Genomic DNA, 25,540 nt, shown 5'->3' on the forward strand with positions numbered 1-25,540 from the left:
TATATTTCAAAAAAGACCGCCCCTGAAATATCAGAGTCGGCCTCCAAGTAATTGTAGATGAAAAGAGGGCTAGAAATGCGGAAAATACCGGGCGGAATGTTAATTCTCAATCCATGTAACGATATTTTCGGCACTGCCTGGATTCGAATCCGAACGGGTGCCAATAATAGAATAGGAGTAGGCGTTTGGAACTTTGCCGTTAATAATCATGTTGTTCCTGTCGACAATCTGCGTCCCGCGTTTCAGAGCCTTGTCGTTTACATACTTCTGATAGGTGCTCCCGAGTTCATCCATGCTCTCCTGCGTTTCATAGATCAGCATGGAGGATTTCTTTCCGTCCACCGCCTTACCTTCCGTTAACGTAATCCCCGCACCGGCTGGAATCGGCAAATCCCCGGGAAGATATTGCGGCTTGTCCACATTCTCTTCTGCCAAAGTGCGGAAATGACCACCGTCTGCTTCACCTCCGGGATTGCCGCATGCACTAAGCCCCACGGCTGCCGCAAGCACCAGCAGGGGAAGCGCAACCTTCTTGTCGGCCATCTTTCTAACTCCTCCTCCATGGTCTGTTTACATCATAACACTTGCTTATACCCATAATTACCCTGTACTTCCACGGATTAAAACCTAATTTGCTAAAATTTTAAAAAAATTTACTTAGCCGTCATTACCGAAAAAGCGGTTTACATCTGCAAGGAATTGATTTAATATAATGAGTGAGTACTCACTCATAATTATGGAATCGAGGAGATTGACATGAATCAGGGACATCCTGTGATTGCTGTAACCCATGTCCGCCGCGCATTTGGCACTAAGGAGGTGCTGAAGGATATTTCGCTCCAGGTGGAGCAGGCAGAGACTTTCGGCATTCTTGGCCCTTCCGGCTCGGGAAAAACTACACTTGTAAAGCTGCTGACCGGGATTGATGAAGTGACCTCAGGCCAGGTGGAGGTGCTGGGCGTTCGAATGCCCAAGCTCTCCTTGCTGCAGCAAATCGGCTATATGGCACAGTCGGATGCGCTATACAGCGAGCTTAGCGCCAAAGAAAATCTGGAGTTCTTCGCGTCCCTGTATGGACTTAGAGGCGGAAACCGCACCCGCCGGATTGCAGATGTGATGGAGGTGGTTAACCTGCAGGAGCATCTGCGCAAGCGTGTGGACCAATATTCCGGAGGAATGAAGCGGCGGCTGTCGCTGGCCATCGCGCTCTTGCATGAACCTCCGCTGCTCATTCTTGACGAACCCACCGTTGGCATCGATCCGGTGCTGCGCAAGTCGATCTGGAAAGAGCTGCGGACACTAAACGGCAAAGGAACCACCATCGTCGTGACGACCCATGTGATGGATGAAGCGGAGAAATGCGACCGTCTGGCCATGATCCGGGACGGACAGCTGCTGGCCGTCGACACCCCGGCAGATCTGCTTCAGAACACCGGTGCAGCTTCGATGGAGGAGGCTTTTCTATATTATGGAGGTGTCCGGCGATGAGAGTCCGCGCGATTACCCTACGAATCCTACAGCAATTCATTCATGATAAAAGAACGATGGCGCTGATGTTCATTGCCCCGCTTCTCGTACTCAGCCTAATGAGTCTGGTGTTCAATGGAGATGCCTATGAGCCGAAGATCGGCGTCTCCGGCGGAGCCGTCCCCTTCACCCGTGCGCTTGAAGCGCAGAACGCCACTGTTATAGCTTACGAGTCAGCGGACGAGGGCAAAGCAGCCCTTCAAGAGAGTGAGCTGGATGCGCTGATTACACTGAACGGAACGGCTCCCGTAGTGATGCTTGAGGGCAGCAACCCGACCGCAAACCGCGCAGTGATGCTGGCCTTGACCGCTGCAACCCGGAGCTTGCAATCCGCTGGCGGAGAAGGTCAGATCCAGCCGAAGATCAGCTATCTGTACGGCGCAGAGGATATGAAGACTATTGACCGCTTCGGGCCGATTATGATCGGGGTGTTTGTCTTTTTCTTTGTTTTCCTGATCGCCGGTGTTTCCTTCCTGCGGGAGCGGACCACCGGGACCCTGGAGCGCCTGCTCTCCACCCCGCTGAAGCGCTGGGAAATTGTGCTCGGCTATGTCTGCGGCTTCGGGATATTCACCGTGTTCCAGGCGCTGCTGATTTCCTGGTTCTCCATCCAGGTGCTCGGCATTATGATGGCCGGAAGCTTCGGGTATGTGCTGCTGATGACCCTGCTGCTCTCCATGTCGGCGCTGACGCTGGGCACGCTGCTCTCGGCATATGCCGCCAATGAGCTGCAGATGATCCAGTTCATTCCGCTGGTTATCGTGCCCCAGATCTTTTTGAGCGGGCTGTTCCCGCTGGATACCCTTCCTTTGTGGCTGCAGCGTGTCGGTCTGGCAACACCGATTTACTATGGCTCCGAAGCGCTGATGAATATTATGATCCGCGGCAAAGGCTGGAGCGCCATCGCGCTGGATGTCTATGCGCTGATTGGCTTCTCCCTGCTGTTCATGTTGCTGAATGTGCTGGCCTTGCGCAAGCACCGTAAAATGTAAACATCAGGCTCCCTATGGTAAACTACAAGGAAGGAAAAGATTTGGGAGGACAAGTAGATGGAGAAGAAGAAAGCGGATGAACAGCAGGGGCAAGAGGAGTGGATTTCGGAACTGCTGGCCATCAGCGAAGAAGAAAAAATGACGCCCAAACAGCTGGCCATTCTCCAGGCGGGAATTGAGGTTTTTTCCGAAAAGGGGTACGCTGCTGCCGCCACCAGTGAAATTGCCCAGAGGGCGGGAGTGGCAGAAGGTACGATATTCCGCTACTACAAGACCAAAAAGGATCTGCTGCTGTCGATCGTCAGCCCGGCGATGACCAAGATGATTGCGCCTTTCGTGCTGCGCAATTTTGACGGGGTGCTGGATGTTCCTTTTGACAGCTATGAAGCGTTCATGCGGGCCTTTATGGTTAACCGTCTGGAATTCGCCCGGAAGAACTTCAAAATTCTGAGGATTTTCGTGCAGGAAATCCCCTTCCAGCCAGCGCTCCGGGAACAATTCATTGAAAATGTTATTGGCAAGGTGCTGGAGCGGGTAACTGCGATCACTGAACATTTCAAAGCAAAGGGCGAGGTTATCGATGCGCCCACGCCTTCGATTATACGCTTCACCATCTCCTCTATAATCGGGTATCTGCTGGCGCGGCTGCTGCTGCTGCCGGATAAGGACTGGGATGATGCAGCGGAAATCAACCTGACTCTAGACTTTATGCTGCATGGAATTGCAGGTCCGGCACTGCGGCGGGAGGAATAAAGGGAGCAGCGGGAGTTTTGCATTTACCTAAGGGAGAATGTGAGGCTGCCGCTGCTTTTATATATGGAAGGAATAAGTATCGTACCTGCTCAGAAAATTCTGTAAAAAACCCGGTCCTATCAAAATTCCGTATGTTATAATGATAAAAATCATAGCGGATTTCAATAATATACATACGGAGGGTTTTTAATGAGAATTATGAGACTGGCGGCGGCTTTTTTTGCCACATCCCTGCTGGTAGTTATTCTGCCTTGGATTGCCAGGGCGGATGTATCGAATTCGGATGCTACGCTAAAGATCTTTTATGAGGGAGCGGGAACGCTTTCCCCTGCATTTTCTCCAGAAATTACGGAATACACGGTACATATGCGCAGTTCGGAGATCGGATATTACACCGGAGCCCTTCCCGCCAATGAAGACGCTTCTCTGGCCTATTCCATGAATGGAAGTCCTTGGACTCCCATTGGCAACTACGTCTCAACCGGCTATCTTCCGACCCAGCGCGGTAACAATACCTTCCAGTTCAAAGTTACCTCATCCGATAATTCCACAAGCAAAATCTATACCGTACAGGTCTATTATCCAAACACGAATGATGCAAACCTTTGGGATTTGAGCGTAAGCCCGGGCAGCATCAGTCCTGCCTTTAACCCTTCAACTACCGCATACACCCTAAACGTTCCTTATACAACAAGCAGTCTGGATGTAAATGCATTAGCGAATGATCTTGCAGCTGCTGTTAGTATTGCCGGGAGCAGTGCCCAAGGCGGTATCTCTTCTTCTGTCCCGCTTAATGTTGGAAGCAATATGGTTTATATCGCGGTCAAATCATATGACGCTTCGGTCACCAAAACCTATAGTATTACCGTCACCCGTGCTTCGCCCTCAGCCAATGCCGGTTTAAGCGCCTTGTCGGTCCCCGGGAATAGCCTCTCTCCTGCTTTTCAATCCGGTGTGACGAGTTATGCCTTACAGGATGTTGGTTATGACACCGGCACGATTGCCGTAACCCCTACTGCTTCCGACTCAACAGCAGCGCTAAGCATTCAAAACAGCCAAGGCGGCTACGATCCTATACCCAGCGGCTCTCTTAGCGCTCCCCTGGCGTTAAGCCCGGGAGACAATACTATCGTGATTAAGGTAACCGCCCAGGACGGAATCACCGAGAAGCTCTACAGTCTGAATATATACCGGAAAAGCAACAATGCGCTCCTGTCCCAGCTTGCTGTCTTGCCGGGCGTTCTGAAAGAGAGCTTCGACAGCCATGTGTTCACTTATACTCTGGCAGATATCACCACAGACAGCCTGACGGTAACACCAACGCTGGCGGACACTAAGGGATCGGTGCAGATCAGCGTTAATAACGGGAGTTATGCACCTGTAACTAATGGGCAGGACGCCACTGTGCCGCTGGCCGCCGGAACCCACACCCTTCATGTAAAAGTGTCCGCCGAGGACACCGGCTATACCAACGTATACCATCTTACGGTTAAAAGAGTACAGGATAGCACACTCTCTCCTGTCTCCGGCACTTTTGACAAATATGCCTTGAATACAGCAGCAGGTCATTATCATGATGTTGCAACCGTGCTTAGCCTGAACGGCAACCTGCTGACCGGCCTGAAGCTCGGGACGGCAGTTCTGGACAATGCCGCCTATACTCTGTCCGGCAGCACCTTGACTCTTCACAAAGAATACTTGTCCACTCTGGCGGCAGGAGAGCATGTATTTGAACTGGTCATGGATGCGGGCAGCCATCCGCTGTTCACGGTGGCGGTGAAGGACACGACACCGCCGGTGATGGCCGCGCCAACCGCCGGAGATGCGGCGGTCACGCTGAAGTGGACCCCGGTCAGCGGCGCAACCGGGTACAAGGTGTTCGCCAGTACGGTTCCGGGGACCTACGGAACCGCACTGGCGACCCTGGGCCCGGCTGCCGACAGCTACTCGGCAGCCGGGCTCACGAACGGGACGACGTATTACTTCGTCGTCAAGGCCGTAAACGGAGGCGGCGACAGCGCGGCCTCCGCCGAAGTCAGCGCCACGCCGCAGGCTCCTGCGCCGGGTGCGCCGGTTGTCCAGGCCGTGACCGCAGGCGACGGTCAGGTGCACCTGGTATGGGCTCCGGTGAGCGGAGCCACCGGATATAACGTCTATACAAGCACAACCTCCGGCGAGTACGGAGCCGCTGCCGGAACGGTTGCCGCCGCGGTCTACAGCTACGATGCTGTAGGCCTGACCAACGGGACGACCTATTATTTCGTCGTCAAGGCCGTGAACGGAGGCGGCGACAGCACGGCCTCCGCCGAAGTCAGCGCCACCCCTCAGGTCCCCGCACCCGGTGCACCGTTGCTGCAGACCGCCGTTCCCGGCAATGGAACGGTGAGCCTGAACTGGGAACCGGCAGCCGGTGCCTCGGGATATACCGTCTACCAAAGTACGGTGCCGGGAAATTACGATCAACCAGCAGGTACAGTTGCCGGCTCGGTATACAGCTATAACGCACCAGGCCTGATCAATGGAACCACGTATTATTTTACTGTCAAGGCGGCTAATCCTGGCGGAGGCAGCGCTCTATCCAATGAAGTCAGCGCCACGCCAAGGACGGTTCCCGCCGCACCGGCTATTCTCAGCACCACTGCGGGAGACGGCCAAGTGACCGTTGCCTTCGCGGCTCCTGCGGACAACGGCGGAAGTTCTGTTACCTCCTATGAGATTACAGCATCACCCGGAGGCAGTGTTACCACGGCCTCTGCCAGCCCGGTTACAGTAACCGGGTTGGTGAACGGAACAGCCTATACTTTTACTGTAAAAGCCAAAAACGGAGCAGGTACGGGTCCCGCATCTGATCCTTCCAACGCGGTAATTCCTATGGCACCGGCCAGTGGTGAAGGATATCCCGCAGAACCCGCACCGCCGGTGACATCAAGGGTCCCGGTGGCCCCGGCAAAAGAGGCCCCTGCCCCGGAAGTATTGACATATGTGAACGGCAAAATCGAAGATTTGAGCGCCTTGTCAACGATACTGGCCGATAACAGACGGCACTCCATCGTCACACTGGACCAGGGCAAACTCGACCGGATATTGGCGGAATATCAACCCGGCGCCAAGATCTCGGTTGAATTCAATAACCGTTCGGAAGTGCAGACGGTAGAGCTTAACGGACTGCTGCTCCAGCATTTACAGCAAAAGCAGGCGGCTATATCCGTCCATACTGCCAAAGCCGCGTATACCATTCCCTTACAGTTAATCCGTTGGGATACGGCAGCCGGACAGCCCGGAACAAACGCATCCGCAGCGGATGTGCGCATTCAGATTGAAATTGCAGCTCCGGATGCAAGCCTGGCCGGCACCGCCCGCACCGCTGCGGCCGAAGGCGGGTTCACATTCCTTGCCGGACCGCTCGATTTCTCGGTAAAGATCGTTAGCGGCAGTCAAACCTCCGGCCTGGCCGGCTTCAGCGCTTATGTGCAACGGAGCTTTCTCTCCCAGCCGGAACCGATACAAGCCGTGCTACCGGTATTGTGATAGAGCCGGACGGAACCGTACACCATGTTCCCACCAGATTTGTACTGCAGAATGGGGAATATGCTGCGGTCATCAGCAGTCTTACCAATAGCACCTATGCTATTGTCTCCCATCCTGTGGAGTTCAAGGATATGGCTGGACATTGGGCAAAAGCTGCAGTAGATGACCTGGGAGCAAGATTGGTTGTAAACGGAAGCGGGAACGGATTTTTCTTGCCCGACCGCGGGATCACCCGCGCCGAATTTGCGGCGGTCCTGGTGCGTGGGCTTGGCCTGCAAGCCGCCAGCGGCACTTCTCCATCCACGGATGTGAGCAGCTCTGACTGGTACAGCAGCGCAATCCAAACCGCCTCCCGCCACCAGCTGATCACGGGCTTCGAAGACGGCAGCTTCCGGCCCGATGATTCCATCACCCGGGAGCAGGCGATGACTATGCTTGCACAGGCGATGCAGCTTACCGGACTTGCTTCGGAAGTCAGCATCAGCCCCGCTGATCTTATGAAGAAATTTACGGATGCGGATCAGGCCTCCGCCTGGGCGCTGGACAGCATTGCGGCCAGCCTGCAGGCAGGACTCATCACCGGCCGCAGCGGAACCGGGCTTGCTCCCCAGTCGCATGTGACAAGAGCCGAAGTGGCCGTCTTGCTGCAAAGACTGCTGCAGAAATCCGGACTCATCTAATAAGGATTCCTCCTGCTCACCCCGCCTTCAGCCATCCCCTATCCGCAGATATGCGGTTTGGTGGTGGCTTTTTTTATTCCCGCTTTGTAGGCGTACGCATGTTCTGCTAATATGGAAACTATACGAACTCAGGACTTAAGGAAATGTATAAGGAAGTGATCAGCGGTGAGTTTTTATGTGCCGGAACGGGTAATCCGGCTGCTGTGCGGCAAGGCTGCTTTTGAACGGGGCTCCGAGGATTACGAAGCGGGAAAAGTCCGGCTGGCTGCGGTAGAAAATTATGAAGGATTGGAATACTCCAAATACCAGGCTACGGTCTACGGGCGGGAACCTTACGACATCACGCTTGCGATAGACAGCGACGGGGATGTTAACGGGAAATGCTCCTGTCCGGTGTACCGTAACGGGGGACCGTTCTGCAAGCATATTGCCGCCGTTCTGGTGGCTATTCTGTACGAGGAGGACGGAGACGGGCGATTATCGGCGCAAGAGACAACTGCCGGCCGGAACAAGCCTGAGGTCTTTACCGGAAAGACGGGTGTACTGTTCCCCCGCGATTTACCGGACAGGAACACGTCTGGGCCCACTTCCGGTCCAAGCGGCCGGCATCTGGTAAGCAGCATGCTGGGGTTGTTCGAGAACCCGCGCCAACGCCCCAGCGGTGCAGGAGCTTACGTAGACATAAGAACGCCGCTGCAGGTGGAGGTCATCTGCAGACCCTTTTCCTATAACTTTGGCAGCCGGCTGCTCGGCATTGAATTGAAGGTTGGCCCGAAACGCCTCTACATCGTCCAGAAAATAAGAGCGTTCCTGGAACGTGTCCACCGCGGGGAGCCCTTTGAGTTCTCCAAGCATTTCGTCTATGATCCTGCCCTCCACAGCTTCACGAAGGAAGATAATGCGGTGCTGCTGAAGCTGATTGAGATTCTTCTGAACGAACGGGTGTACCGTGACAACATCGGCCCCTACTCGTCGTATTCGGGAAGCCTGGGCGGGGAGCGGCTGCTGGCCATTCCGCCTTTTTTCTGGGAGTCTCTTCTCCCTGCGCTCGCCGCATCCCCTTCTGTCTATTTGCAGATTGGCGAAACGCTTACCCCGGGCATTCCAATTGCCGACGGGCTGCTGCCGCTGAGTTTTCAGTTCGATCAGGCTGATAGTGACGGCTACCGCCTGGACATTCAGGGGCTGGCGCAGATTACGGTCATGGAGGATTACGGGCTTGTGCTGTCTGAAGGCAGGCTGCTGAAGCTGCCGGCACAGGAATGCAGGCGTCTCTCGGAGCTGAAGAAGATGCTGGCCGAATCCAGAACCAGCGGGATCGATATCGCGCCGGGGCAGATGGAGCCTTTTATGGATAAGGTGATTCCCGGCCTCAAAAAGCTGGGACAGGTTCATATCGCCGATTCGATCGCTGACCGGATTGTGCAGACGCAGCTGCAAGCCCGGCTCTATCTGGACCGGGTAAGGGACCGGCTGCTGGCCGGGCTGGAATTCCAGTATGGGACCATTATGATCAATCCGCTGGACGAGCAGGCGCGTGAACGCGGGCACGAAGTCATTCTGATGCGGGACGGTGAAGCCGAGCGGCGGATTCTGGAGCTGATGGCGCATGAATCTTTTGCCAGAACGGAAAGCGGCTATATCATGAGCGATGAAGAAGGGGAATACGACTTCCTGTATCATACGATTCCATTGCTGGAGCCTTTGCTGCAGGTCTATGCCACCACTGCCGTCAAGGAGAGGCTGGTTACCGGCATGTACACCCCCAAAGCCAGCTTGACCTGGAATGAAAAAACCGACTGGCTTGATTTCAAATTTGCCATGGACGGCATTCCGGAGTCGGAAATAGTGCTGGTGCTGAAGTCCCTGCAGGAAAAGCGCAAATACTACCGTCTGCCGGATGGAGCGCTGCTGCCGCTGGAAACCGCCGAGCTTCAGGAAATCATCGCTCTGATGAACGAGCTGGGGGTCCATGCTGTGGATATCACAAGCCCGGAATTCTCCCTGCCTTTGGTCCGGGGACTGCATATGAACGCTGACGCCGGCAAAGGGGGAACCGATGCTGTCAGCATTGGCCGTTCCTTCCGCCGGCTGCTGGCCAATATGCATAGTCCGGAGAACTTGGATTTTCGCGTGCCGGAGACACTCGCCCCCGTGCTGCGGGATTACCAGCAGTATGGCTTCCAGTGGATGAAAACTCTGGCCCATTACCGCTTCGGCGGCATCCTGGCAGATGACATGGGGCTGGGCAAAACGCTGCAAAGCATCGCCTTTCTGCTCTCCGAGCTGGAGGATATCCGCCAGACCGGACAACCTGCGTTAATTGTTGCCCCCGCCTCCCTGCTCTACAATTGGCAGAACGAGCTGAAGCGTTTCGCTCCGCAGATCAGGGCGGCTATCGCCGACGGAAGCTTGGCTGTGCGTAGCAAAACCGTGCGGAATACCGCTGGCTGTGATGTCCTCATTACCTCCTATCCGCTGCTGCGCCGGGATGTGGAGCTGTATGTCAAGCGTTCTTTCCATACCCTCATTCTGGATGAAGCGCAGATGATCAAGAACCATGCCACCCAGACCGCGCAGGCGGTAAAAGCACTCCAGGCACGCTACCGCTTCGCCCTTACCGGTACACCGGTGGAAAATGCGCTGGAGGATCTTTGGTCGATTTACGGCGTCGTGTTCCCCGGACTGTTCCCGGGCAAAAAAGCCTTCCACGATCTGGCCAGAGACACCGTGGCCAAGCGGATCCGGCCGTTTCTGCTGCGCCGCCTGAAAAGCGATGTGCTCAAAGAGCTGCCGGATAAGATTGAAACTCTTCAGGCCTCTGAGCTGCTGCCGGAACAGAAGAAGCTGTACGTTGCCTATCTTGCCAGACTGCGGAAGGAAGCGCTGAAGCATCTGGACAGCGACGGATTCGGCAAAGGACGGATTAAGGTGCTCGCCGGGCTTACCCGTCTGCGCCAGCTGTGCTGCCATCCTGCGCTTTTTGTTGACGGTTATGCCGGAGGTTCAGGCAAATTCGAGCAATTGCTGGAGATCATCGGGGAATGCCGCAGCTCCGGCAAACGGGTGCTGATTTTCTCGCAATTCACCGAGATGCTTGGCATGATCAGCCGCGAGCTGGGCCTGCTGGCGGTTCCGCATTTCTATCTGGATGGGCACACTCCGTCCTCTAAACGGGTGGAGCTCTGCGGACGTTTCAATGAAGGGGAGCGGGATCTGTTCCTGATCTCGCTCAAAGCCGGGGGAACGGGGTTGAATCTGACCGGAGCAGACACCGTTATCCTCTATGACCTGTGGTGGAATCCGGCCGTTGAACAGCAGGCTGCCGACCGGGCACACCGGATTGGGCAAAAAAAGGTGGTCCAGGTGATCCGGCTGATTGCCCAGGGTACCGTAGAAGATAAGATGTACGAACTGCAGCAGAAGAAAAAGAACCTGATTGATGAAGTTATAGAGCCGGGCCAGGAAGCCTTGTCAGCCTTAAGCGAACAGGATATCCGTGAGATTCTGATGATTTGACCCTGTTAAGATACACAAAGGACAGCAAAAGTATATACTCACCCCCTTGGCCTCACTGGACAATTCAGCCGTTATAATAGCACAAACAACAGGGATCTCTTTAACCTTAGTCCAGAGAGATCCCTGTTACTATTTGATTTGTAAAAGCAAAAAGCTGCTTTTCCTATAGTTATGCATCCTGACTAGTGTTCTCGTGCTCGGCTACCCGATGCGCATCCACCAGCTGACCGGATGATTGTTTGCCCCACACTGAGATGCCTACGGCTTCCGCCGCTGCAGGACCGGTTGTAAATATAAATTCAAAGCCGTCCAAATCAGCAAAATAATTCCTGGTCACTACTTCATTAGGGGCGATATGAAGCACTTCATTAACATACAGCGTTCTTGTCGCGCCAAGCACATAACCCTGAATCGTCACGGAGACAGCATCCACTGTATTCCGGCATAACACTTTTACCGTCAACTGCTGTGTGGGTCTGACCCCAAGCACCGCATTGTTTTCTATCGGTCCCGTTGATAATATAGCCATCTTGTCCCATCCCTCCTTTTCACCTGCATTTCCAATCTATGAAGCTCAGACTCTAGCTCGTGGATCCTTGGCCGCACACTATACTAATATTCGAGCGCACTGTTAACGGTGTGGACAGAAGACAGACTTCAATCACCAATATCAGCAGAGGCGCATAAAGTGTATTCATAGATCGTTTTACGGAAGAAGGGAGTTCCATGCCCCCTCCTGGTAAAGGAAAGAACACTGGTGCAAGAAAAAAAACAGCCAATTCCAAAACGCAGATCCCTAAAGGTCTGGAGTATACAGTAGCTGCTCTGCTGTTAACCGGCAAGCTAAGGGTCGATTCTGTCCAAATGTACAGAGACGCTTCCCTATTCGTCAGTTTGGTTGGTAAATATAAATCTTTGAGCGATTTAAATTCAAACAGCAACGTGGATAAACTGGTCAGCTTTCTCGACGAGAACAGCAACCTGACCTTGAACGAAATCATGACCGCCCTGAAGAAAAAAGCCGACAGTTCCTAAAAGCCCGAGTGAACATAGGAAAAGGGAGGACGCTTACAGATGGACAGCTTTGATGGAGAGGATTTTGCCGGGGGAATTCTGCTCATAATCGTGATTGCCCTGCTGATTTACGGTTCGACAGACATTAAGAATCTGACGGGTGCGCCATCTGCGGATTGATCGGATAATTTGCAACAACCCTATTGCTTTCTGCCAAAAATTCGCTATACTGATAAAAATCAATCTACATTCGATGAACGGGAAAGTAGTGACCTTGGACCCTAGTCCCCAGCGAGCCGGGAGAGTGTAAGCCGGTACAGATCCAGTCATGAAGCGCACCCGGGAGATGGACTTCTGAACTAACAGTAGGAAGCCCCGGCTGAAGGCCGTTAACCTGTGAGGTGGCCGAACCCTGTGTCCGGCAACGAGAGTGGTACCGCGAGCGCGTATGTCCTCGTCTCTTTTAGAGACGGGGTTTTTTGTGTTTACCGGGACGCTTGTATGGGCGGCTGTGCTGAATTTTTAAGGAGGAGTATACCAATGTTAAGCCAATGGATCCAAAAACAGCTGGAACAATGTGCAGATAACGTAATCAACAGCCTCGGCGCGGCCTCTGCAGAACCCGCTACAGTCTTATTGGATCAGCCCCCGAATGCCGATTTCGGTGATTACTCCAGTAATATCGCGATGCAATTGGCCAAAAAACTGCGCAAAGCCCCCATGGTCATCGCCGGGCTGATCACCGCAGAATTTCAGCGGATAGGAGCTGCAGGCGGGATTGTGCAGCGGATCGAAATTGCCAATCCGGGGTTCATCAATCTGTACATCAATTGGCAGGAATGGGCCGGACAGACCTTTAAGCTGCCCCAGGGCAGCGGGGAAAAAGTCATCATCGAGCATACAAGTGTGAACCCAAACAAATCGCTTCATATCGGGCATCTGAGAAACTCCTGCATTGGGGATGCGCTTGTGCGGATTTTGCGGAAAACAGGGTACAACGTTGAAGTCCACAATTATGTGGATGATCTCGGCAACCAGCTGGCGGATACGGTGGTCGGCCTGCTTCGTGTACCGCTGGCTGGGGAGCATGTTCGTTTCGGCGACTACTGTTGGGATATTTATGCTGCGGTTAACAAGAAATATGCCGAGCAGCCTGAGATGATCCGTCAACGGACAGAAATTCTCCATGAACTGGAGGAGGGGCACGGCAATACGGCCTGGCTCGGCCAACTGGCCGCTGAACGGATCGTTAGAGAGCATGTCGCGGAAATGAGGAGCTTCGGCATAGAGTACGATCTGCTGGTCTGGGAGAGCAGTATTGTACAAGAGGGATTCTGGTCCTCTGCTTCCGGTCTGCTTAAAGAGACCGACATGTTTGTCCAGGAGACGGAAGGCAAGCTGGCAGGATGCTGGATACTAAAACAACCGGCAGGTGAAGGGATGGAGAGCGGCTCGGAGGATCATCAGAAGGACAAGGTGCTGGTGCGTTCGAACGGGATTTTGACCTACACTGCCAAGGATATCGCCTATCATCTCTGGAAATTCGGACTGCTGGACAAAGATTTCAACTACAGCGAATTTAACGCAGGCCTATGGACCACCGGGTTGACCGGAGCACCGCAATCCTTCGGCGAGGCTGACAGAGTGGTCAATGTCATCGATTACCGGCAGGAGTATCCGCAGGCCATGGTAAAGCAGGCATTGGAGGTCCTTGGTTTCACTGCGCAGGCAGAGAAGCTGCATCATGTCAGCTATGGTGTAGTTTCACTCAGTCCGGCTTCCGCCGCCGGGCTTGGCATTGATACCTCGGATGGCAAAAGCTCCTACGCCATGTCCGGCCGTCAGGGGATCGGCGTCAAGGTGGCGGATCTCGTCCGGCTTATGGAAAGCAGCATCGAAGCCGCCCGCTCCGACGCAACCGGCCTCTCCAGCCGGCTCATCGCCACCGCCGCAATCCGTTACTACCTGCTGCGTTTCAATCTGGGCACAGAGATTGTATTCGACTTCAAGCAGGCTACAGAGATTTCCGGCAATACCGGGGTCTATCTGATGTATACCTACGCGCGTGCCGGCCGGGTGCTCAGCAAAGCGGAGGACCCGGCGGAGCTAACAGCAGTCCCCCGGTTCCCGGCACAGCTGGACACCGCCGAGCTGGCTCTATTGAGACAGCTGAGCACCTGGGAGGATACCCTATACACGGCGGGCCGCGAGCTGACGCCAAATACGATTTGCAGCTACGCTCATACCCTGGCATCGCTGTTCAATAATTTTTATTCCTCCTGTCCGATCCTCAAGGGAGAGGAGAGTTCCATCCGCTTCCGCCTCTGGCTCACCTTGCGCTTCCAGAGCACTCTCGGCGAGGTCTTGGAGGTGCTCGGACTGCCGAAGCCAGAGCGGATGTAGCTTGTTCTTATCACTTGTAAAGCGATACGGAAGCAGATGCACATCTGTCTCTTGAGTGTAGAACTATTAATGCTTGCATAAGTACTTATATTAATGCTTGCATAAATACTTTTATTTTTACTTTACTAAATAAAATGTGGTATATTTGAGTTAGAAAAGCCGTACAATGCAAAAAGAGTCGTGCGGCTAACACGACTCCCCTGCAATAGCCGCTTTTAAGGGCGGAGGCTCAGACAGGTACTACCCACAGAAATAGGCCGCAATCCTGGACAGAGGGCGGCCTATTTCTTTTTGTGGAAAGACAAGATTAACACAACCAGAGCCGCAAATGAAATCATTAGCGTCAATGCTTGGTATACTTCCACAGGCATCACCTCCCCTCCGGGGGATTAGCCAGCCGCCCTTGCAAGCCTTCCATTGTCCAGTTATTATATCATGGCTTTAAGCCGCATGGATAGATGTACCATATGTACATTTCGCTTCCAATCAACTTACATTGCGAAGCGGGGCCTCCCGGTGCCTATGCTCCAACGAACCATCAGGGGTTCTCATCCTCCAGACGTACAAACAGCCTTCCCGGAGGAAGGCTGCTTTGTGACGTCCCGGAAGGGATTCGAACCCCTGACCGTGCGCTTAGAAGGCGCATGCTCTATCCAGCTGAGCTACCGGGACACATGTGAAAAATAGAAGACTCATAAAGCATATGTATTAATGCAACGTTATTTATTATAACGTATTCGGCAAATTTTTCAAGGGGCTGCTCAAAAATTTGCCTGTCCGCCTCACTCCGGCATTTCTGCCCCCGGAGCGGAAGCAGAGGAAGTCCAGGCGCCCCTTCCTCCAGCTCCCGCCGCCGGGGCAGATCCAGCAGGCGCTCCTGCCGTTCATTAGCCTGCCCGTTAGGGCAGCTTATGAAAATGCGCCTCCAGCTGTTTTTTCAAATCCCCAAAAATGAGCAGCTCCTGCTGGAACTTGGAACGTTCGTCCTCCGGAGTCATAATGGCGCTTCCCGTGAACGCGCTGACCGTCACATCCTGAAACGCATCATGCAAATTGTTGTCAAACCAGTCCGTGGCAGTATCGGCATCATTCGTCAGAATGCGCACAATTTCATAACCTTCCTCGCGCCGGTCCTCAACAATGTACACCAAAAGTGCGGAATCGCCTACAGCCCCGGGCAATACGCCAACTTCTGCGCAGGGTGCCCCGTCATATTCGGTCATTCTGCGGATTTTGGCGTCTTTAATGTAATACACTGGTCATCATCCCTCCTGGCAAATTTCCCTCTCCCTTAGTGTTCGGATAAGGACATACATTTTATGCCTTCCTTCGGCATATATCTGTATTACTTGGCAAAAAAGAAAGGACAACAATCGCACAAAAGAGAGGATGAAGCATCATGTGCGGAATAACCGGATTTATCCAGTGGCGCGGCGACCTCACACAGCACTCGCAACTGCTCGTAAAAATGACTGAAACCTTAGAGAACCGCGGGCCGGATGCGGCTGGAACGTGGATCTCTGGCCCCTGCGCCTTCGGACACCGGAGACTTAGCGTCATCGATCCTGAGAACGGGGCACAGCCGATGATCGCCCGCCATGACGACAAGGTGTACGCAATTGTGTATAACGGTGAATTATATAATGCCCCTGAGCTCAAAGTTGAACTCCAGCAGCGCGGGCATCATTTTCTCACGGAATGCGATACGGAGGTTCTGCTCCATGCCTATATCGAATGGGGACCGGATTGTACGGAAAAGCTGAACGGCATTTTTGCGTTTGCCGTCTGGGACAGCTTGCGCGATCAGGTGTTTTTGGCACGGGACCGTCTTGGCGTGAAGCCGCTGTTCTACAGCCAGGTGGACGACGTATTTGTCTTTGGCTCTGAGCCCAAAGCGCTGCTGCAGCATCCCAAGGTAAAGCCGAATGTCGGACCGGAAGGCCTGGCTGAAGTTTTCATCATCGGTCCGGCCCGTACACCGGGACATGGGGTATATAAAGATATATTCGAGCTTCGTCCAGGTCATGCCATGATTTATAGCCGGAATGGAATCCGCAAGTATGCTTATTGGGAGCTGGAGAGCTACAATCACACCGACAATGTGGATGAAACGGCGGCCAAGGTCCGGGACCTGCTGCAGGATACACTGGAGCGCCAGCTGGTGTCGGATGTTCCGGTCTGCTCGCTGCTCTCCGGGGGCCTGGATTCCAGTGCGCTGACCGCACTCGCCGTGGACTATTACAACCGTACCGGCCAGGGCCAGGTCAACACCTATTCCGTCGATTATGTCGATAACGACAAACATTTCAAAAGCCACTCCTTCCAGCCCGGCGCAGACGGCCCCTGGATTAAGCGGATGGTCGATGAGCTGAAGACGAATCACCATTATGTGGCGTTCGATACCCCTGAGCTCGTAACGGCACTGGATAACGCCCTCTACTCCCGTGACCTGCCGGGGATGACCGATGTGGATTCTTCGCTGTATTTGTTTTGCCGGGAGATCAAAAAGAACGCCACGGTCGCTATTTCCGGTGAAGCGGCTGATGAGATTTTTGGCGGATATCCCTGGTTCCACCGTGAGGAAATGCTGTCTTCCGGCACCTTCCCTTGGTCAGTCGCTCCCAAAATGCGCACAGAGCTGCTGTCCCGGAAATCCGGGAATGGATTCGCCCGCTGGAGTATTTGGGTGACCGGTACAGCGACGCGGTGGCAGAGGTGCCAAAGCTTGACGGCGAGGCCGGCAAACAGGCGCAAATGCGCGTGATGTCCTACCTGAACATTACCCGGTTTATGCCTACCCTGCTGGACCGCAAAGACCGGATGAGCATGGGGGTTGGCCTGGAGGTCCGCGTGCCTTACTGCGACCACCGGCTGGTGCAATACGTCTTCAACATTCCCTGGGAAATTAAAACCGTAGGCAACCGGGAAAAAGGCATCCTCCGCAAAGCGCTGGAAGGCATTCTGCCGGACGATGTGCTCTACCGCAAAAAAAGCCCGTATCCCAAAACGCATAATCCGGCCTACTTAAACGCAGTACGGGCGCAGATGCTTAACATCCTGGATGATTCATCGTCGCCGATTCTTCCATTAATAGACGCCGCCAAAATCCGTGAGATCGCCGCATCCCCGGAATCGTCCAGCAATCTGCCCTGGTTCGGCCAGCTGATGTCCGGCCCGCAGCTGTTTGCTTACCTGGCCCAGGTTAACCTATGGCTGCGCAAATATAACGTTTCGATCGGGTAAAATAGCGCTGGGCAGATTCCTGCCTTTACCTGCCCTTTACTCATAAAAAAACTCAAGCCAAAGAACAGGCCCCGCGAGGGAGACCTGTTCTTTGGCTTTCTGTATGCTGTCTATACCGCTTAACAGCTTAAAAGTTGAAATTATCCGGGTCCGGGCCGAAGCGGTGATTCTGATTCAGATCCTCAAGCACCTTGACGTCCTCATCGCTGAGCGTGAAATCGAAGAATCCGGCATTTTCCACAATGCGTTCGGCGTGCACGGATTTCGGAATCGTGATGACGCCCTGCTGCAGATCCCAACGGAGCACGATTTGCGCCGGGGTTTTGCCGTATTTACCAGCCAGCTCTTTCAGCACCGGCAGATCCAGATTGCCCTGCATCAGCGGGCTCCAGGCTTCTACCTGGATGTCATGTGCCTTCGCATACTTCAGCAGCTCGCGCTGGGTCAGCAGCGGGTGGAACTCAACCTGATCCACGGCTGGCACCACTCCGGTATCATCGATGATATCCTGCAGATGATGCGGCTGGAAGTTGCTCACGCCAATGGATTTGACGAGCCCCTCCTTTTGCAGATGCACCAGTGCCTTCCAGGATTCACGGTACTTGCCGGCCACCGGCCAATGGATCAGATACAGATCAAGAACCTCCAGTCCAAGCTTCTTGCGGCTGACCTCAAAAGCCTTCAGTGCCGACTCATAACCCTGATCCCCGTTCCACAGCTTGGTCGTAATGAACAATTCTTCCCGGGGCACACCGGATTCACGGATAGCCTGTCCGACACCCTCTTCATTCTTGTATCCGGCAGCCGTATCAATACTGCGGTAGCCTGTCTCCAATGCCGTCTTCACAGCATGAATCACTTCGTCGCCTTCCTTCGCCTGCCACACGCCAAGCCCCAGCCAAGGCATGGTTGCCCCATCGTTTAACGTAGGTCCTCCGGTAAATGGTCCGTTTGCTTCAGTCATTGTTACCCCTCCAAACGTAGTGGTGTTAAGCGGACACGGATCTGATACGTGAACAAACTTCCTTTAACCTTAAAAACGCCCTAATAATCAGCCATTTCCAAAAATAGTATAACAGTTCGTGAACAGGATACCAAAATACATAAGATAACGCCAGTCTGTCCCAGGTACACCAAGTACACCTAGTACACCAAGTACAGCATCAACCGAACTTTAATGTGCTAATTGCCGGTCCTGGTCAGCCGTGGCGGCCTAATCACAGCAGATTTACAGACCTAAGTGGAAAAAGTAAACTTAATCCGCCCCGTCAAGCGCCTAAACTCATCCATAGTGGGAAAAAGTAAAACTAATCCGCCCGATTAGGGGCTTTTGAGCAGATTCCGCCTAAATTAAGTGTACAAAATCCCACTAACTCCTATTGAGCAGCAAAATTCCGCTGATTAGCTCTACTTTTTCCACTTAGCATCCGTACTGCATAGCTTCTAGTGCCATTTGTCTCCAGTCCGGTTTTGAACCATTAAGATCATACCCCACAAAGCGGGGTCTCTGCAGGGCCCCAATATCCTATGAAAATGGGGGTGTCCCAAGCAGCCGTTTATGGCTTTTGGAACACCCCCATTACCCTTTAACTTACTTATTTCCCGATCAGCCTGAAATCATCGAAATGAAACTCCGGGGATACAATGCAGGAGACCAGCACCGGTTCTTCCCCAAGCGGCCGGGCAGCCTGCCATACCCCTGGCGGAATCACAACCTGCGGCTGCTGGCCGGCAGCAACATCCAGGCCGAGAATCACCTCGGTCACGTTCTCCGGCTTGTCGCCGGTGCCCCCAAGGCTCAGGACAATCGGGCTGCCGGAATGCCACAGCCAGATTTCGGAGGAGAGCACCGTGTGCCACTCCGAGGCTTCATCCGCATGCAGCAAAAAATAAATGGAAGAGGCCGAGGCTCTTGGCCCGGAATAGCTCTCCCCAGCGTTTCCTGCGGGATTTCAAAGGGAGCGTTCCACAGCCGTTTGTACCAGCCGCCTTCCACGTGGGGCTGCAGCCCCAGCGCTTCTACCAGCGGCGAAATTTCTTTTTGCGTCACCATATTCTCTCCTTAAAGTTTTGCGCAGCAAAACTGGCATCGTAAGCATAAGCTTAAGTTATGCGCGGCAAAACTGCTTCGTAAGCATTACGCTTCGTTTTGCTTTTACTTTAACGGAATGTGCCGCAATTGTAAAATCTCCGGCTTACTTGCTTTCCTTGCTGGCCTTGAACACCTCGGCCATGGCGCCCAGCGTGCCCAGTGTTTCAACAGCGCTGGTAGGCAAGAACACCTTGTTGGCCGCGCCTTTGGAGATTTCGGTCAGCGCGTCAAAGGATTGATAGGCCAGCACCCGTTCATCCAGCCCCGCACTGCCGATCAGTTCAATCCGCGATTTCTCGGCTTCCGCTACCGCCTGGATCGCTTTGGCCTGCCCCAGCGCTTCCAGCTCCTGTGCCTGCCGCAAGCCTTCCGCCTGCCGGATGCGCGCTTCCTTGTCACCTTCCGCCTTCAGGATCTTGCTCTGCTTGTCACCTTCAGCACGCAGGATCATATCCTGCTTGGCGGCTTCCGCCTCCAGCACAATCGCACGCTTGCTGCGCTCGGCCTTCATCTGCTTATCCATCGCTTCCTGGATATCAAGCGGCGGCTTGATATCGATCACCTCAACGCGCTCGATCCGCACGCCCCACTTCTCCGTCGCCTCATCCAGCGCCAGGCGGATATCCGAGGAAATCTTTTCCCGGCCGGACAAGGTTTCATCCAGCTCCAGCTTACCGATAATCTGCCGCATGGTGGCTGTGGAGATGTTGCGCACCCCGTATACATAATCGGAAATGCCGTAGGTTGCTTCTTCCGGTCCCACTACCTGATAGAAAATAATCGTATCAATCTGCACCTGCACATTATCCTTGGTAATCACGGTTTGCGGCGGCACATTAGCCTGCTGTATCCGCAAATCATGATACGTGCGCACCTGGTCGATGATCGGAATGAGAACATTCAGACCGGGTGTGAGCAGCCGGTGGAATTTACCGAGACGCTCTACAACCCCTACCCGCTGCTGCGGTACGATTTTGACCGTCAGTGCTACAAATACGACAACAACAAAAACGATAATCCCAATAATAGCCCATTGCATCAATACATATCCCCCCATCGTACTACTTCAATAATTGTAGAGCTTCTTCCGACCACTTTGACCACTTCATCCTTGCCCAGCGACTCTATCGAGGTTGCACTCCAAGTATCGCCGCCTACCTTAACCTGGCCATACCGTCCCGGCTCTATCGGTTCTACGACCAACCCCTGCCTGCCGACAATATCCGTCCCTGTATCCTGGAACCCCCTCGAACTGCGGAATCTCGCCACAAGCGGCTTTGAGAAAATCGTCAACACCAGGGCAACCAGCGAGCCTGCCAAAACCTGGAGCAGTATCGCATCCGGCAGCAAAAGCGAAACCAGACAAGCCGCCAGAGCACCAATGCTTAACCAGAGCAGATAAAACGTAAGCGTCATCATTTCAACGACAAACAGGACACCGGCTGCAATTAACCAAAACACCCAGACCACCATCGGTGAACCCACCACCTTCCGCTATATACTACTATAACGAAAAAAACGGCATGACGTTGCATAAGTTTTTTGGCAATCCGGATACAGTGCGGCATAGCCATTATATTTCAGCGGATGGAAGGTTATGAACGACACAATCAACCTGCTTCATAAAAATCAACAAAAAAAGCTCGCAGAGAAGGCATCGCCTCATGCTGCAAGCTTGTCCGCTATCCTATCGGCTATTGCATCTCAAGTTCGGCTTCACTCCAGTGAAGCTGAACGCCATGCTCTGTTAAGAGCTGCTGATACGCCTTTAGATGGGCTTCAGACTCGTACACCTCGCGGGGCAGGACACGCCGCGTGCAGGCGTAGGAGGCAAGAAGTCCGGCAGCCTCACCGATGTTCCATTCGGTCGGATGCAAGCGGTAGCACCCGTTCGCAATCTGGGTCATCGAAATATTTTTGCAGGCCGGGAGCAGATTCGTGACACGTACAGGAATCAGCGAGCCCAGCGGAATTTCATACGGGTGATTCGGAATGTAGAATGTGCGCTGGGACACTGTGGTGGGATGAAGATCCAGATGATAGCTGCCGACACCCACACTGTCTTCATAGCGCATGGGGCCTAACGCGCCGCGCAGCTCTTTGCTTACATCCTGCTCGGTAACGGTGTAGAGCCCCCGGATTCGTCTTGCTTCGCGGATGTAGGGGGACTTCGCAAGCCCGTCCTCTGTCCCGAGCACGTCCCCGCGCAACCTCACACCCGGGTATCCCTTCCCGCCGTCCAGGCGCGGAGCCTCCGTCTGAAGCCAGTAGACGAGGGACAGCGTCAGCTGTCTGGCCCCTTTCAGATGCGACTCCCGTTCTCCAGGAGATACTCCGATCAACGGACCGGCGTAATAATCGTTCAGCGCCCAGTTCAGCAGGGTTACTTCGCCGTCATTCAGCGGCTGGCTCCAGATGGAAGGATCGACAATCCGCCGGTAATCCCAGAGCGGCATAATTCCCTCTTCATTGGGAAACATGGTGAACTGCTTCAGCTTGGTTGTGTCACTTGCATCGGAGGCGTACCAGCTGAGGATCGGGTACCGGGAAAAGGAGGGAACATACTGGCGCCAATAGTCATAGTCCTCAGGGCAGTCTATCGTGAAATCGCCGTCCGGCACATAATCGACGGCAGCCACATGCGTAATCGACTGCATATCGAGCGGGTCCGCTTGTTCCAGCGCATGCGGCTCCCCGGTCTCATTCCGTGATTCGGCACCACACACATGCTCTGCACCGGCGAGCGGCAGCAAATCCCCGCATTCCGTTGCATCCAGGTAATATGCGCCATGCAGCTTGATTTCAGCCCCGCTCTCCTTATGCAGGACCGTCACCTCCGTCACTTCATCTCCCGCTGTCTCCGCATGGACAGGCACCGTATGATACAGCACTTTAATCCGCCCCGTATTTATATAGGGAGCCAGCATTTCGTACAGAACGCTTAACGCAACCTTCGGCTCATGGGCAAGCCGGCTGACCCAGCCGTTTCCCGGATTGAGCAGCGGATTGTTCCTGGCAGACGCCGTAAGCGGATAATTCCGCCGGTAATAATCTCTCACCCTGTTGCGGAACTCCCGGTAAGATGCCGTGCAGCCGGAGCTCTCGATCCAGCGGTGCTCATCCGGCGGAACCGCCTGGGAGGTAAGCTGGCCGCCGAGCCAATCGGTTTCCTCGGTCATAATTACGCGCATCCCCGCTTTGGCTGCGGCGAGAGCCGCCGCCGTTCCGCCAAGCCCGCCGCCGATGATGATCACATCGCTTGGTCTTATGCGTTCAAAGGTCATGCTGTGTCCTCCTTCCTGGAGCCGGCCGGCAGCTGCCCGAAGCGTTCCAGCACGAGCTTGGCCGCCCCAAAGCAACCGGCCCGGTTCCCGAGTTCAGCCGCCGCAAGGAGCTCTGATAGACCTTCATCCTTCAGCTTGTTCTTCAGCAGCGGCCACCATATTTCCCGTTCATGGATAACCCCTCCGCCAATGATGATGCGTGCCGGATCAAATGTGACGCTGATATTGCTGAGCACAACCGCCAAATCTGCTGCGAAGCGTTCCAGCACCCGCAATGCGCCCGAATCCCCCGCCCGCGCATCGGCCATAAGCTCTGATCCATGTCCATAGGTCCGGCCTGTCAGCTCCAGTCCGAGCCGCAGCAGGGCGGAACCCGAGACATACTGCTCCACACAGCCCTGCTTGCCGCAATTGCAGGGGAGGCCGCCGGGAACCAGAACGCTGTGTCCGAATTCCCCGCCGTTCCAATGGATGCCGCGGCCAAGAGTACCGTGTACCATATAAGCCCCGCCTACACCAGTGCCCAGCGTGAGCATAACCAGGTCCTGATGTCCGCGCCCTGCTCCCAGCCACGCTTCGCCCAGCAGCGCGGCATTGGCATCATTGTCGGCGGCAGCCTGAAGCCTGAAGGCACCGGCTGCCCACTCGGCAAGGTGAAGCCCCTGCCAGCCCTGCAGATTATCGGTGGCATACACCACCTGTCCGGTATCCGTATTCACTCTCCCCGCCGAAGCTATGCCGATTGCCTGGACCAAGGGGCAGACCTCCAGCAGCTCGCGGACCAGCGCTTCCAGCTTGCCCAATATTGCTTCCCTGCCCTGTCGGGCATCCGTATCCCGCCTGGCTTCTGCCCACACTGCTCCAGCTTCGTCAATCACCAGCCCTTTGACGGCCGTACCCCCGATATCCACTCCGATGACTTGCCTCATCCCTCTCCCTCCTTTACCGCTATCGCTTCCCTTAATAGATTCGGTCGATGACAGCCCTTGCCGTCAGTTCCTTCATGTTTTTCGTCTCATCCGCATGCCTCCGCTCCAGCCCTTTACAGATCAGGTCAATAATGAACAGCTGGGAGATTTTCGCGCCCATGGACCCTCCTTCAAGAGGCGATTCCTTCCCGGCTGTCAGGAGAACGATATCTGCAATGGACGCTATGGGAGACTTGGCATAATTGGTCATGGCAATAACCTTTGCCCCGTTCTGCTTCGCTTTCATCAGCATATCATTGGTATCCAGTGTGCTTCCGGAGACGCTGATGCCGAAGGCGACATCCCCTTCGCCCATCGTTACAGCCATCATCGATTGGATGTGGCTGTCCGCAATCGCCTCAACCCGTCTTCCAATCCGCAGGAAGCGGTTTTTGGCATCCAGTGCGGTAATGGCCGATGAGCCCACTCCAAAAAACTGCACGTGGCGCGCCGCATCGATTTGATTAATCGACTCCTCCAGCTGTTCACGGTCCAGCATACCGAGACTTGACTGGAGAATGTTGACCATCGACTCGTACAGAAGCGTCGCATCATCCGCGTCCCCGCCATCCCTTCCAGAAGGGGCCTGCTGCTTCGGCAGCCCTTGGGCAAGCATCAGCTTAAAATCCTGGTAGCCCTTGAATCCGATTTTGCGGCAGAAACGCATAACCGTCGTCTCTCCTGTACCGGCAAAATCCGCGAGCTCTGTTACAGAAAGGTAGATCAGGTTATCCGGGTGCTCAAGAACACATTTGGCCACCTTCTGCTCTGATTTGGTCATGGAGGGATAATACGTATTAATCCGGTCTGTCATTTCCATTGTTCATTTCCACCCTTCTTATTGCTGCCGCAAACCGCCCTGTAATCAACTGGGGTCTTGTTATGGCTGAACCCACCACTGCTGCATACGCACCCAAATCCATGGCCTTCCGGACCTGATCCGGCTCAATCATCCTGCCTTCAGCGATAACAGGGATCGATAAACGCTCAACCGCTTTTTGCAGCAGTTCAAAGTTAGGGCCCTCCTGTTGAAGGGAGTACGGTGTATAACCCGAGAGTGTTGTTGAGACGCAGCTGACCCCTAGGGCTTCAGCATGGATAGCCTCCTCCAGAATCGAAATATCGGCCATTGAAGCCGTTCCGTTCCGGTTCAAAAAGGCGACCATCTGCTCCAGCGTGCAGTTCTCCGGTCTCTTTTGCCCAGTCGCATCCAACGCGATCATATCGGCTCCTGCTTCAAGCAGTTCTTCTATTTCTCTTAGCGTCGGGGTGATGTACACCGCCGAATCCGGATAATCCCTCTTTACAATGCCGATAACAGGCAGTGAAACCGCGCTCTTGATGGCGCGGACATCCGCGGCACCATTAGCCCGGATGCCAACCGCGCCCCCTTCCTCAGCAGCCGCTGCCATACGTGCCATCATTTCGGCACCATACAGCGGTTCACCCGGAAGTGCCTGACAGGATACGATCAGTCCGTGATGCAGCTTCTGTATTATTGTATTCAGGGTCCCCACCCTCTCTCTTGTAGTCAACT

General features: G+C 54.3%; 19 protein-coding genes, 1 tRNA gene, 2 pseudogenes and 1 other annotated feature. Of the genes and pseudogenes, 9 read left to right on the forward strand and 13 right to left on the reverse strand.

Going from position 1 to position 25,540, the window contains the following annotated elements; all coding sequences use genetic code 11:
* Window positions 1–99: 99 nt before the first annotated feature.
* Window positions 100–543: a hypothetical protein gene (locus tag JI735_RS02440; RefSeq protein WP_039838070.1), complete on the reverse strand. Its 444-nt coding sequence runs from the start codon at window positions 541–543 to the stop codon at window positions 100–102.
* A 213-nt stretch (window positions 544–756) separates the two neighbouring features.
* Between JI735_RS02440 and JI735_RS02445 the strand changes: the two genes are divergently transcribed.
* The 6 genes from JI735_RS02445 (at window position 757) to JI735_RS02470 (ending at window position 10,999) form a co-directional block, all read left to right on the forward strand.
* Window positions 757–1,488: an ABC transporter ATP-binding protein gene (locus tag JI735_RS02445; protein ID WP_039838071.1), complete on the forward strand. Its 732-nt coding sequence runs from the start codon at window positions 757–759 to the stop codon at window positions 1,486–1,488.
* On the forward strand, window positions 1,485–2,519 hold the full coding sequence (locus JI735_RS02450) for an ABC transporter permease (RefSeq protein WP_039838072.1): 1,035 nt from the start codon (window positions 1,485–1,487) through the stop codon (window positions 2,517–2,519). Before JI735_RS02445 ends, JI735_RS02450 begins: the two co-directional genes overlap by 4 nt.
* A gap of 57 nt (window positions 2,520–2,576) precedes the next feature.
* Complete coding sequence (locus JI735_RS02455) at window positions 2,577–3,272, forward strand: TetR/AcrR family transcriptional regulator (RefSeq protein ID WP_039838073.1); 696 nt, start codon at window positions 2,577–2,579, stop codon at window positions 3,270–3,272.
* A gap of 189 nt (window positions 3,273–3,461) precedes the next feature.
* Window positions 3,462–6,800, forward strand: coding sequence for a cadherin-like beta sandwich domain-containing protein (locus JI735_RS02460; RefSeq protein ID WP_202677014.1), 3,339 nt, complete (start codon window positions 3,462–3,464; stop codon window positions 6,798–6,800).
* Entirely contained in the window at window positions 6,797–7,480 is a 684-nt protein-coding gene (locus JI735_RS02465; protein ID WP_202677015.1) for an S-layer homology domain-containing protein, read from the forward strand. The genes JI735_RS02460 and JI735_RS02465 overlap by 4 nt, the downstream gene beginning before the upstream one ends.
* Window positions 7,481–7,645: 165 nt before the next feature.
* Window positions 7,646–10,999 (forward strand): DEAD/DEAH box helicase, encoded by a 3,354-nt coding sequence (locus tag JI735_RS02470; protein WP_039838077.1) that lies wholly within the window; start codon window positions 7,646–7,648, stop codon window positions 10,997–10,999.
* Between the two features lie 169 nt (window positions 11,000–11,168).
* On the opposite strand, the gene JI735_RS02475 is transcribed toward JI735_RS02470, so the two are convergent.
* Window positions 11,169–11,528, reverse strand: coding sequence for a hypothetical protein (locus JI735_RS02475; protein ID WP_039838078.1), 360 nt, complete (start codon window positions 11,526–11,528; stop codon window positions 11,169–11,171).
* A 197-nt stretch (window positions 11,529–11,725) separates the two neighbouring features.
* On the opposite strand from JI735_RS02475, the gene JI735_RS02480 reads away from it, so the two are divergent.
* Both JI735_RS02480 and JI735_RS02485 read left to right on the forward strand, forming a co-directional pair.
* Window positions 11,726–12,034 carry a hypothetical protein gene (locus tag JI735_RS02480; RefSeq protein ID WP_020427181.1) on the forward strand — a complete coding sequence of 103 codons (309 nt, stop codon included), beginning with the start codon at window positions 11,726–11,728 and terminating at the stop codon, window positions 12,032–12,034.
* A gap of 223 nt (window positions 12,035–12,257) precedes the next feature.
* Window positions 12,258–12,478, forward strand: a binding site (T-box leader).
* Window positions 12,479–12,553: 75 nt separating this feature from the next.
* Window positions 12,554–14,416 (forward strand): arginine--tRNA ligase, encoded by a 1,863-nt coding sequence (locus tag JI735_RS02485; RefSeq protein WP_039838079.1) that lies wholly within the window; start codon window positions 12,554–12,556, stop codon window positions 14,414–14,416.
* A gap of 281 nt (window positions 14,417–14,697) precedes the next feature.
* Here the strand turns inward: JI735_RS02485 and JI735_RS37680 are convergent, their stop codons facing one another.
* The 3 genes from JI735_RS37680 to JI735_RS02495 form a co-directional block, all read right to left on the reverse strand.
* Window positions 14,698–14,787, reverse strand: coding sequence for a putative holin-like toxin (locus JI735_RS37680; RefSeq protein WP_411830034.1), 90 nt, complete (start codon window positions 14,785–14,787; stop codon window positions 14,698–14,700).
* 227 nt (window positions 14,788–15,014) lie between these two features.
* Window positions 15,015–15,088 (reverse strand) — tRNA-Arg (locus JI735_RS02490).
* Window positions 15,089–15,315: 227 nt separating this feature from the next.
* Window positions 15,316–15,672: a hypothetical protein gene (locus JI735_RS02495; RefSeq protein ID WP_039838080.1), complete on the reverse strand. Its 357-nt coding sequence runs from the start codon at window positions 15,670–15,672 to the stop codon at window positions 15,316–15,318.
* Window positions 15,673–15,815: 143 nt separating this feature from the next.
* On the opposite strand from JI735_RS02495, the pseudogene asnB reads away from it, so the two are divergent.
* Window positions 15,816–17,659 (forward strand): annotated as a pseudogene (asnB, locus tag JI735_RS02500) (asparagine synthase (glutamine-hydrolyzing)).
* 127 nt (window positions 17,660–17,786) lie between these two features.
* Here asnB and JI735_RS02505 read toward each other — a convergent pair.
* From JI735_RS02505 to JI735_RS02540, 8 genes and pseudogenes are all read right to left on the reverse strand, one after another.
* Window positions 17,787–18,623, reverse strand: coding sequence for an aldo/keto reductase (locus tag JI735_RS02505; RefSeq protein ID WP_039838082.1), 837 nt, complete (start codon window positions 18,621–18,623; stop codon window positions 17,787–17,789).
* Window positions 18,624–19,254: 631 nt separating this feature from the next.
* Window positions 19,255–19,712, reverse strand: a pseudogene (locus JI735_RS02510) (cupin domain-containing protein).
* 142 nt (window positions 19,713–19,854) lie between these two features.
* The gene (locus JI735_RS02515; protein ID WP_020426291.1) at window positions 19,855–20,790 is read right to left on the reverse strand and encodes an SPFH domain-containing protein; all 936 of its coding nucleotides are present in this window, start codon (window positions 20,788–20,790) and stop codon (window positions 19,855–19,857) included.
* Window positions 20,790–21,224, reverse strand: a complete 435-nt coding sequence (locus JI735_RS02520) for an NfeD family protein (RefSeq protein WP_039838084.1) — start codon at window positions 21,222–21,224, stop codon at window positions 20,790–20,792. The genes JI735_RS02515 and JI735_RS02520 overlap by 1 nt, the downstream gene beginning before the upstream one ends.
* A gap of 221 nt (window positions 21,225–21,445) precedes the next feature.
* Window positions 21,446–23,035, reverse strand: a complete 1,590-nt coding sequence (locus JI735_RS02525) for an FAD-dependent oxidoreductase (RefSeq protein ID WP_202677016.1) — start codon at window positions 23,033–23,035, stop codon at window positions 21,446–21,448.
* Window positions 23,032–23,964, reverse strand: a complete 933-nt coding sequence (locus JI735_RS02530) for an ROK family protein (RefSeq protein ID WP_051052159.1) — start codon at window positions 23,962–23,964, stop codon at window positions 23,032–23,034. The genes JI735_RS02525 and JI735_RS02530 overlap by 4 nt, the downstream gene beginning before the upstream one ends.
* A 31-nt stretch (window positions 23,965–23,995) precedes the next feature.
* A complete protein-coding gene (locus tag JI735_RS02535) occupies window positions 23,996–24,823 on the reverse strand; it encodes a MurR/RpiR family transcriptional regulator (RefSeq protein WP_039838087.1) in 828 nt (275 codons plus the stop codon).
* Window positions 24,801–25,538 (reverse strand): N-acetylmannosamine-6-phosphate 2-epimerase, encoded by a 738-nt coding sequence (locus tag JI735_RS02540; RefSeq protein WP_411830035.1) that lies wholly within the window; start codon window positions 25,536–25,538, stop codon window positions 24,801–24,803. The genes JI735_RS02535 and JI735_RS02540 overlap by 23 nt, the downstream gene beginning before the upstream one ends.
* Window positions 25,539–25,540 lie beyond the last annotated feature (2 nt).

It is taken from the genome of Paenibacillus sonchi (genome assembly GCF_016772475.1).
Classification (GTDB): Bacteria; Bacillota; Bacilli; order Paenibacillales; family Paenibacillaceae; genus Paenibacillus_AQ; species Paenibacillus_AQ sonchi.

What these genes read in the sequence shown, in the direction of transcription:
- JI735_RS02520 (WP_039838084.1), bottom strand. Translation starts at nt 21,224, where the DNA reads ATGGTGGTCTGGGTGTTTTGGTTAATTGCAGCCGGTGTCCTGTTTGTC.
- JI735_RS02445 (WP_039838071.1), top strand. Translation starts at nt 757, where the DNA reads ATGAATCAGGGACATCCTGTGATTGCTGTAACCCATGTCCGCCGCGCA.
- JI735_RS37680 (WP_411830034.1), bottom strand. Translation starts at nt 14,787, where the DNA reads ATGCCTGTGGAAGTATACCAAGCATTGACGCTAATGATTTCATTTGCG.
- JI735_RS02460 (WP_202677014.1), top strand. Translation starts at nt 3,462, where the DNA reads ATGAGAATTATGAGACTGGCGGCGGCTTTTTTTGCCACATCCCTGCTG.
- JI735_RS02480 (WP_020427181.1), top strand. Translation starts at nt 11,726, where the DNA reads ATGCCCCCTCCTGGTAAAGGAAAGAACACTGGTGCAAGAAAAAAAACA.
- JI735_RS02440 (WP_039838070.1), bottom strand. Translation starts at nt 543, where the DNA reads ATGGCCGACAAGAAGGTTGCGCTTCCCCTGCTGGTGCTTGCGGCAGCC.
- JI735_RS02485 (WP_039838079.1), top strand. Translation starts at nt 12,554, where the DNA reads ATGTTAAGCCAATGGATCCAAAAACAGCTGGAACAATGTGCAGATAAC.
- JI735_RS02525 (WP_202677016.1), bottom strand. Translation starts at nt 23,035, where the DNA reads ATGACCTTTGAACGCATAAGACCAAGCGATGTGATCATCATCGGCGGC.
- JI735_RS02505 (WP_039838082.1), bottom strand. Translation starts at nt 18,623, where the DNA reads ATGACTGAAGCAAACGGACCATTTACCGGAGGACCTACGTTAAACGAT.
- JI735_RS02530 (WP_051052159.1), bottom strand. Translation starts at nt 23,964, where the DNA reads ATGAGGCAAGTCATCGGAGTGGATATCGGGGGTACGGCCGTCAAAGGG.
- JI735_RS02515 (WP_020426291.1), bottom strand. Translation starts at nt 20,790, where the DNA reads ATGCAATGGGCTATTATTGGGATTATCGTTTTTGTTGTTGTCGTATTT.
- JI735_RS02475 (WP_039838078.1), bottom strand. Translation starts at nt 11,528, where the DNA reads ATGGCTATATTATCAACGGGACCGATAGAAAACAATGCGGTGCTTGGG.
- JI735_RS02535 (WP_039838087.1), bottom strand. Translation starts at nt 24,823, where the DNA reads ATGGAAATGACAGACCGGATTAATACGTATTATCCCTCCATGACCAAA.
- JI735_RS02455 (WP_039838073.1), top strand. Translation starts at nt 2,577, where the DNA reads ATGGAGAAGAAGAAAGCGGATGAACAGCAGGGGCAAGAGGAGTGGATT.
- JI735_RS02450 (WP_039838072.1), top strand. Translation starts at nt 1,485, where the DNA reads ATGAGAGTCCGCGCGATTACCCTACGAATCCTACAGCAATTCATTCAT.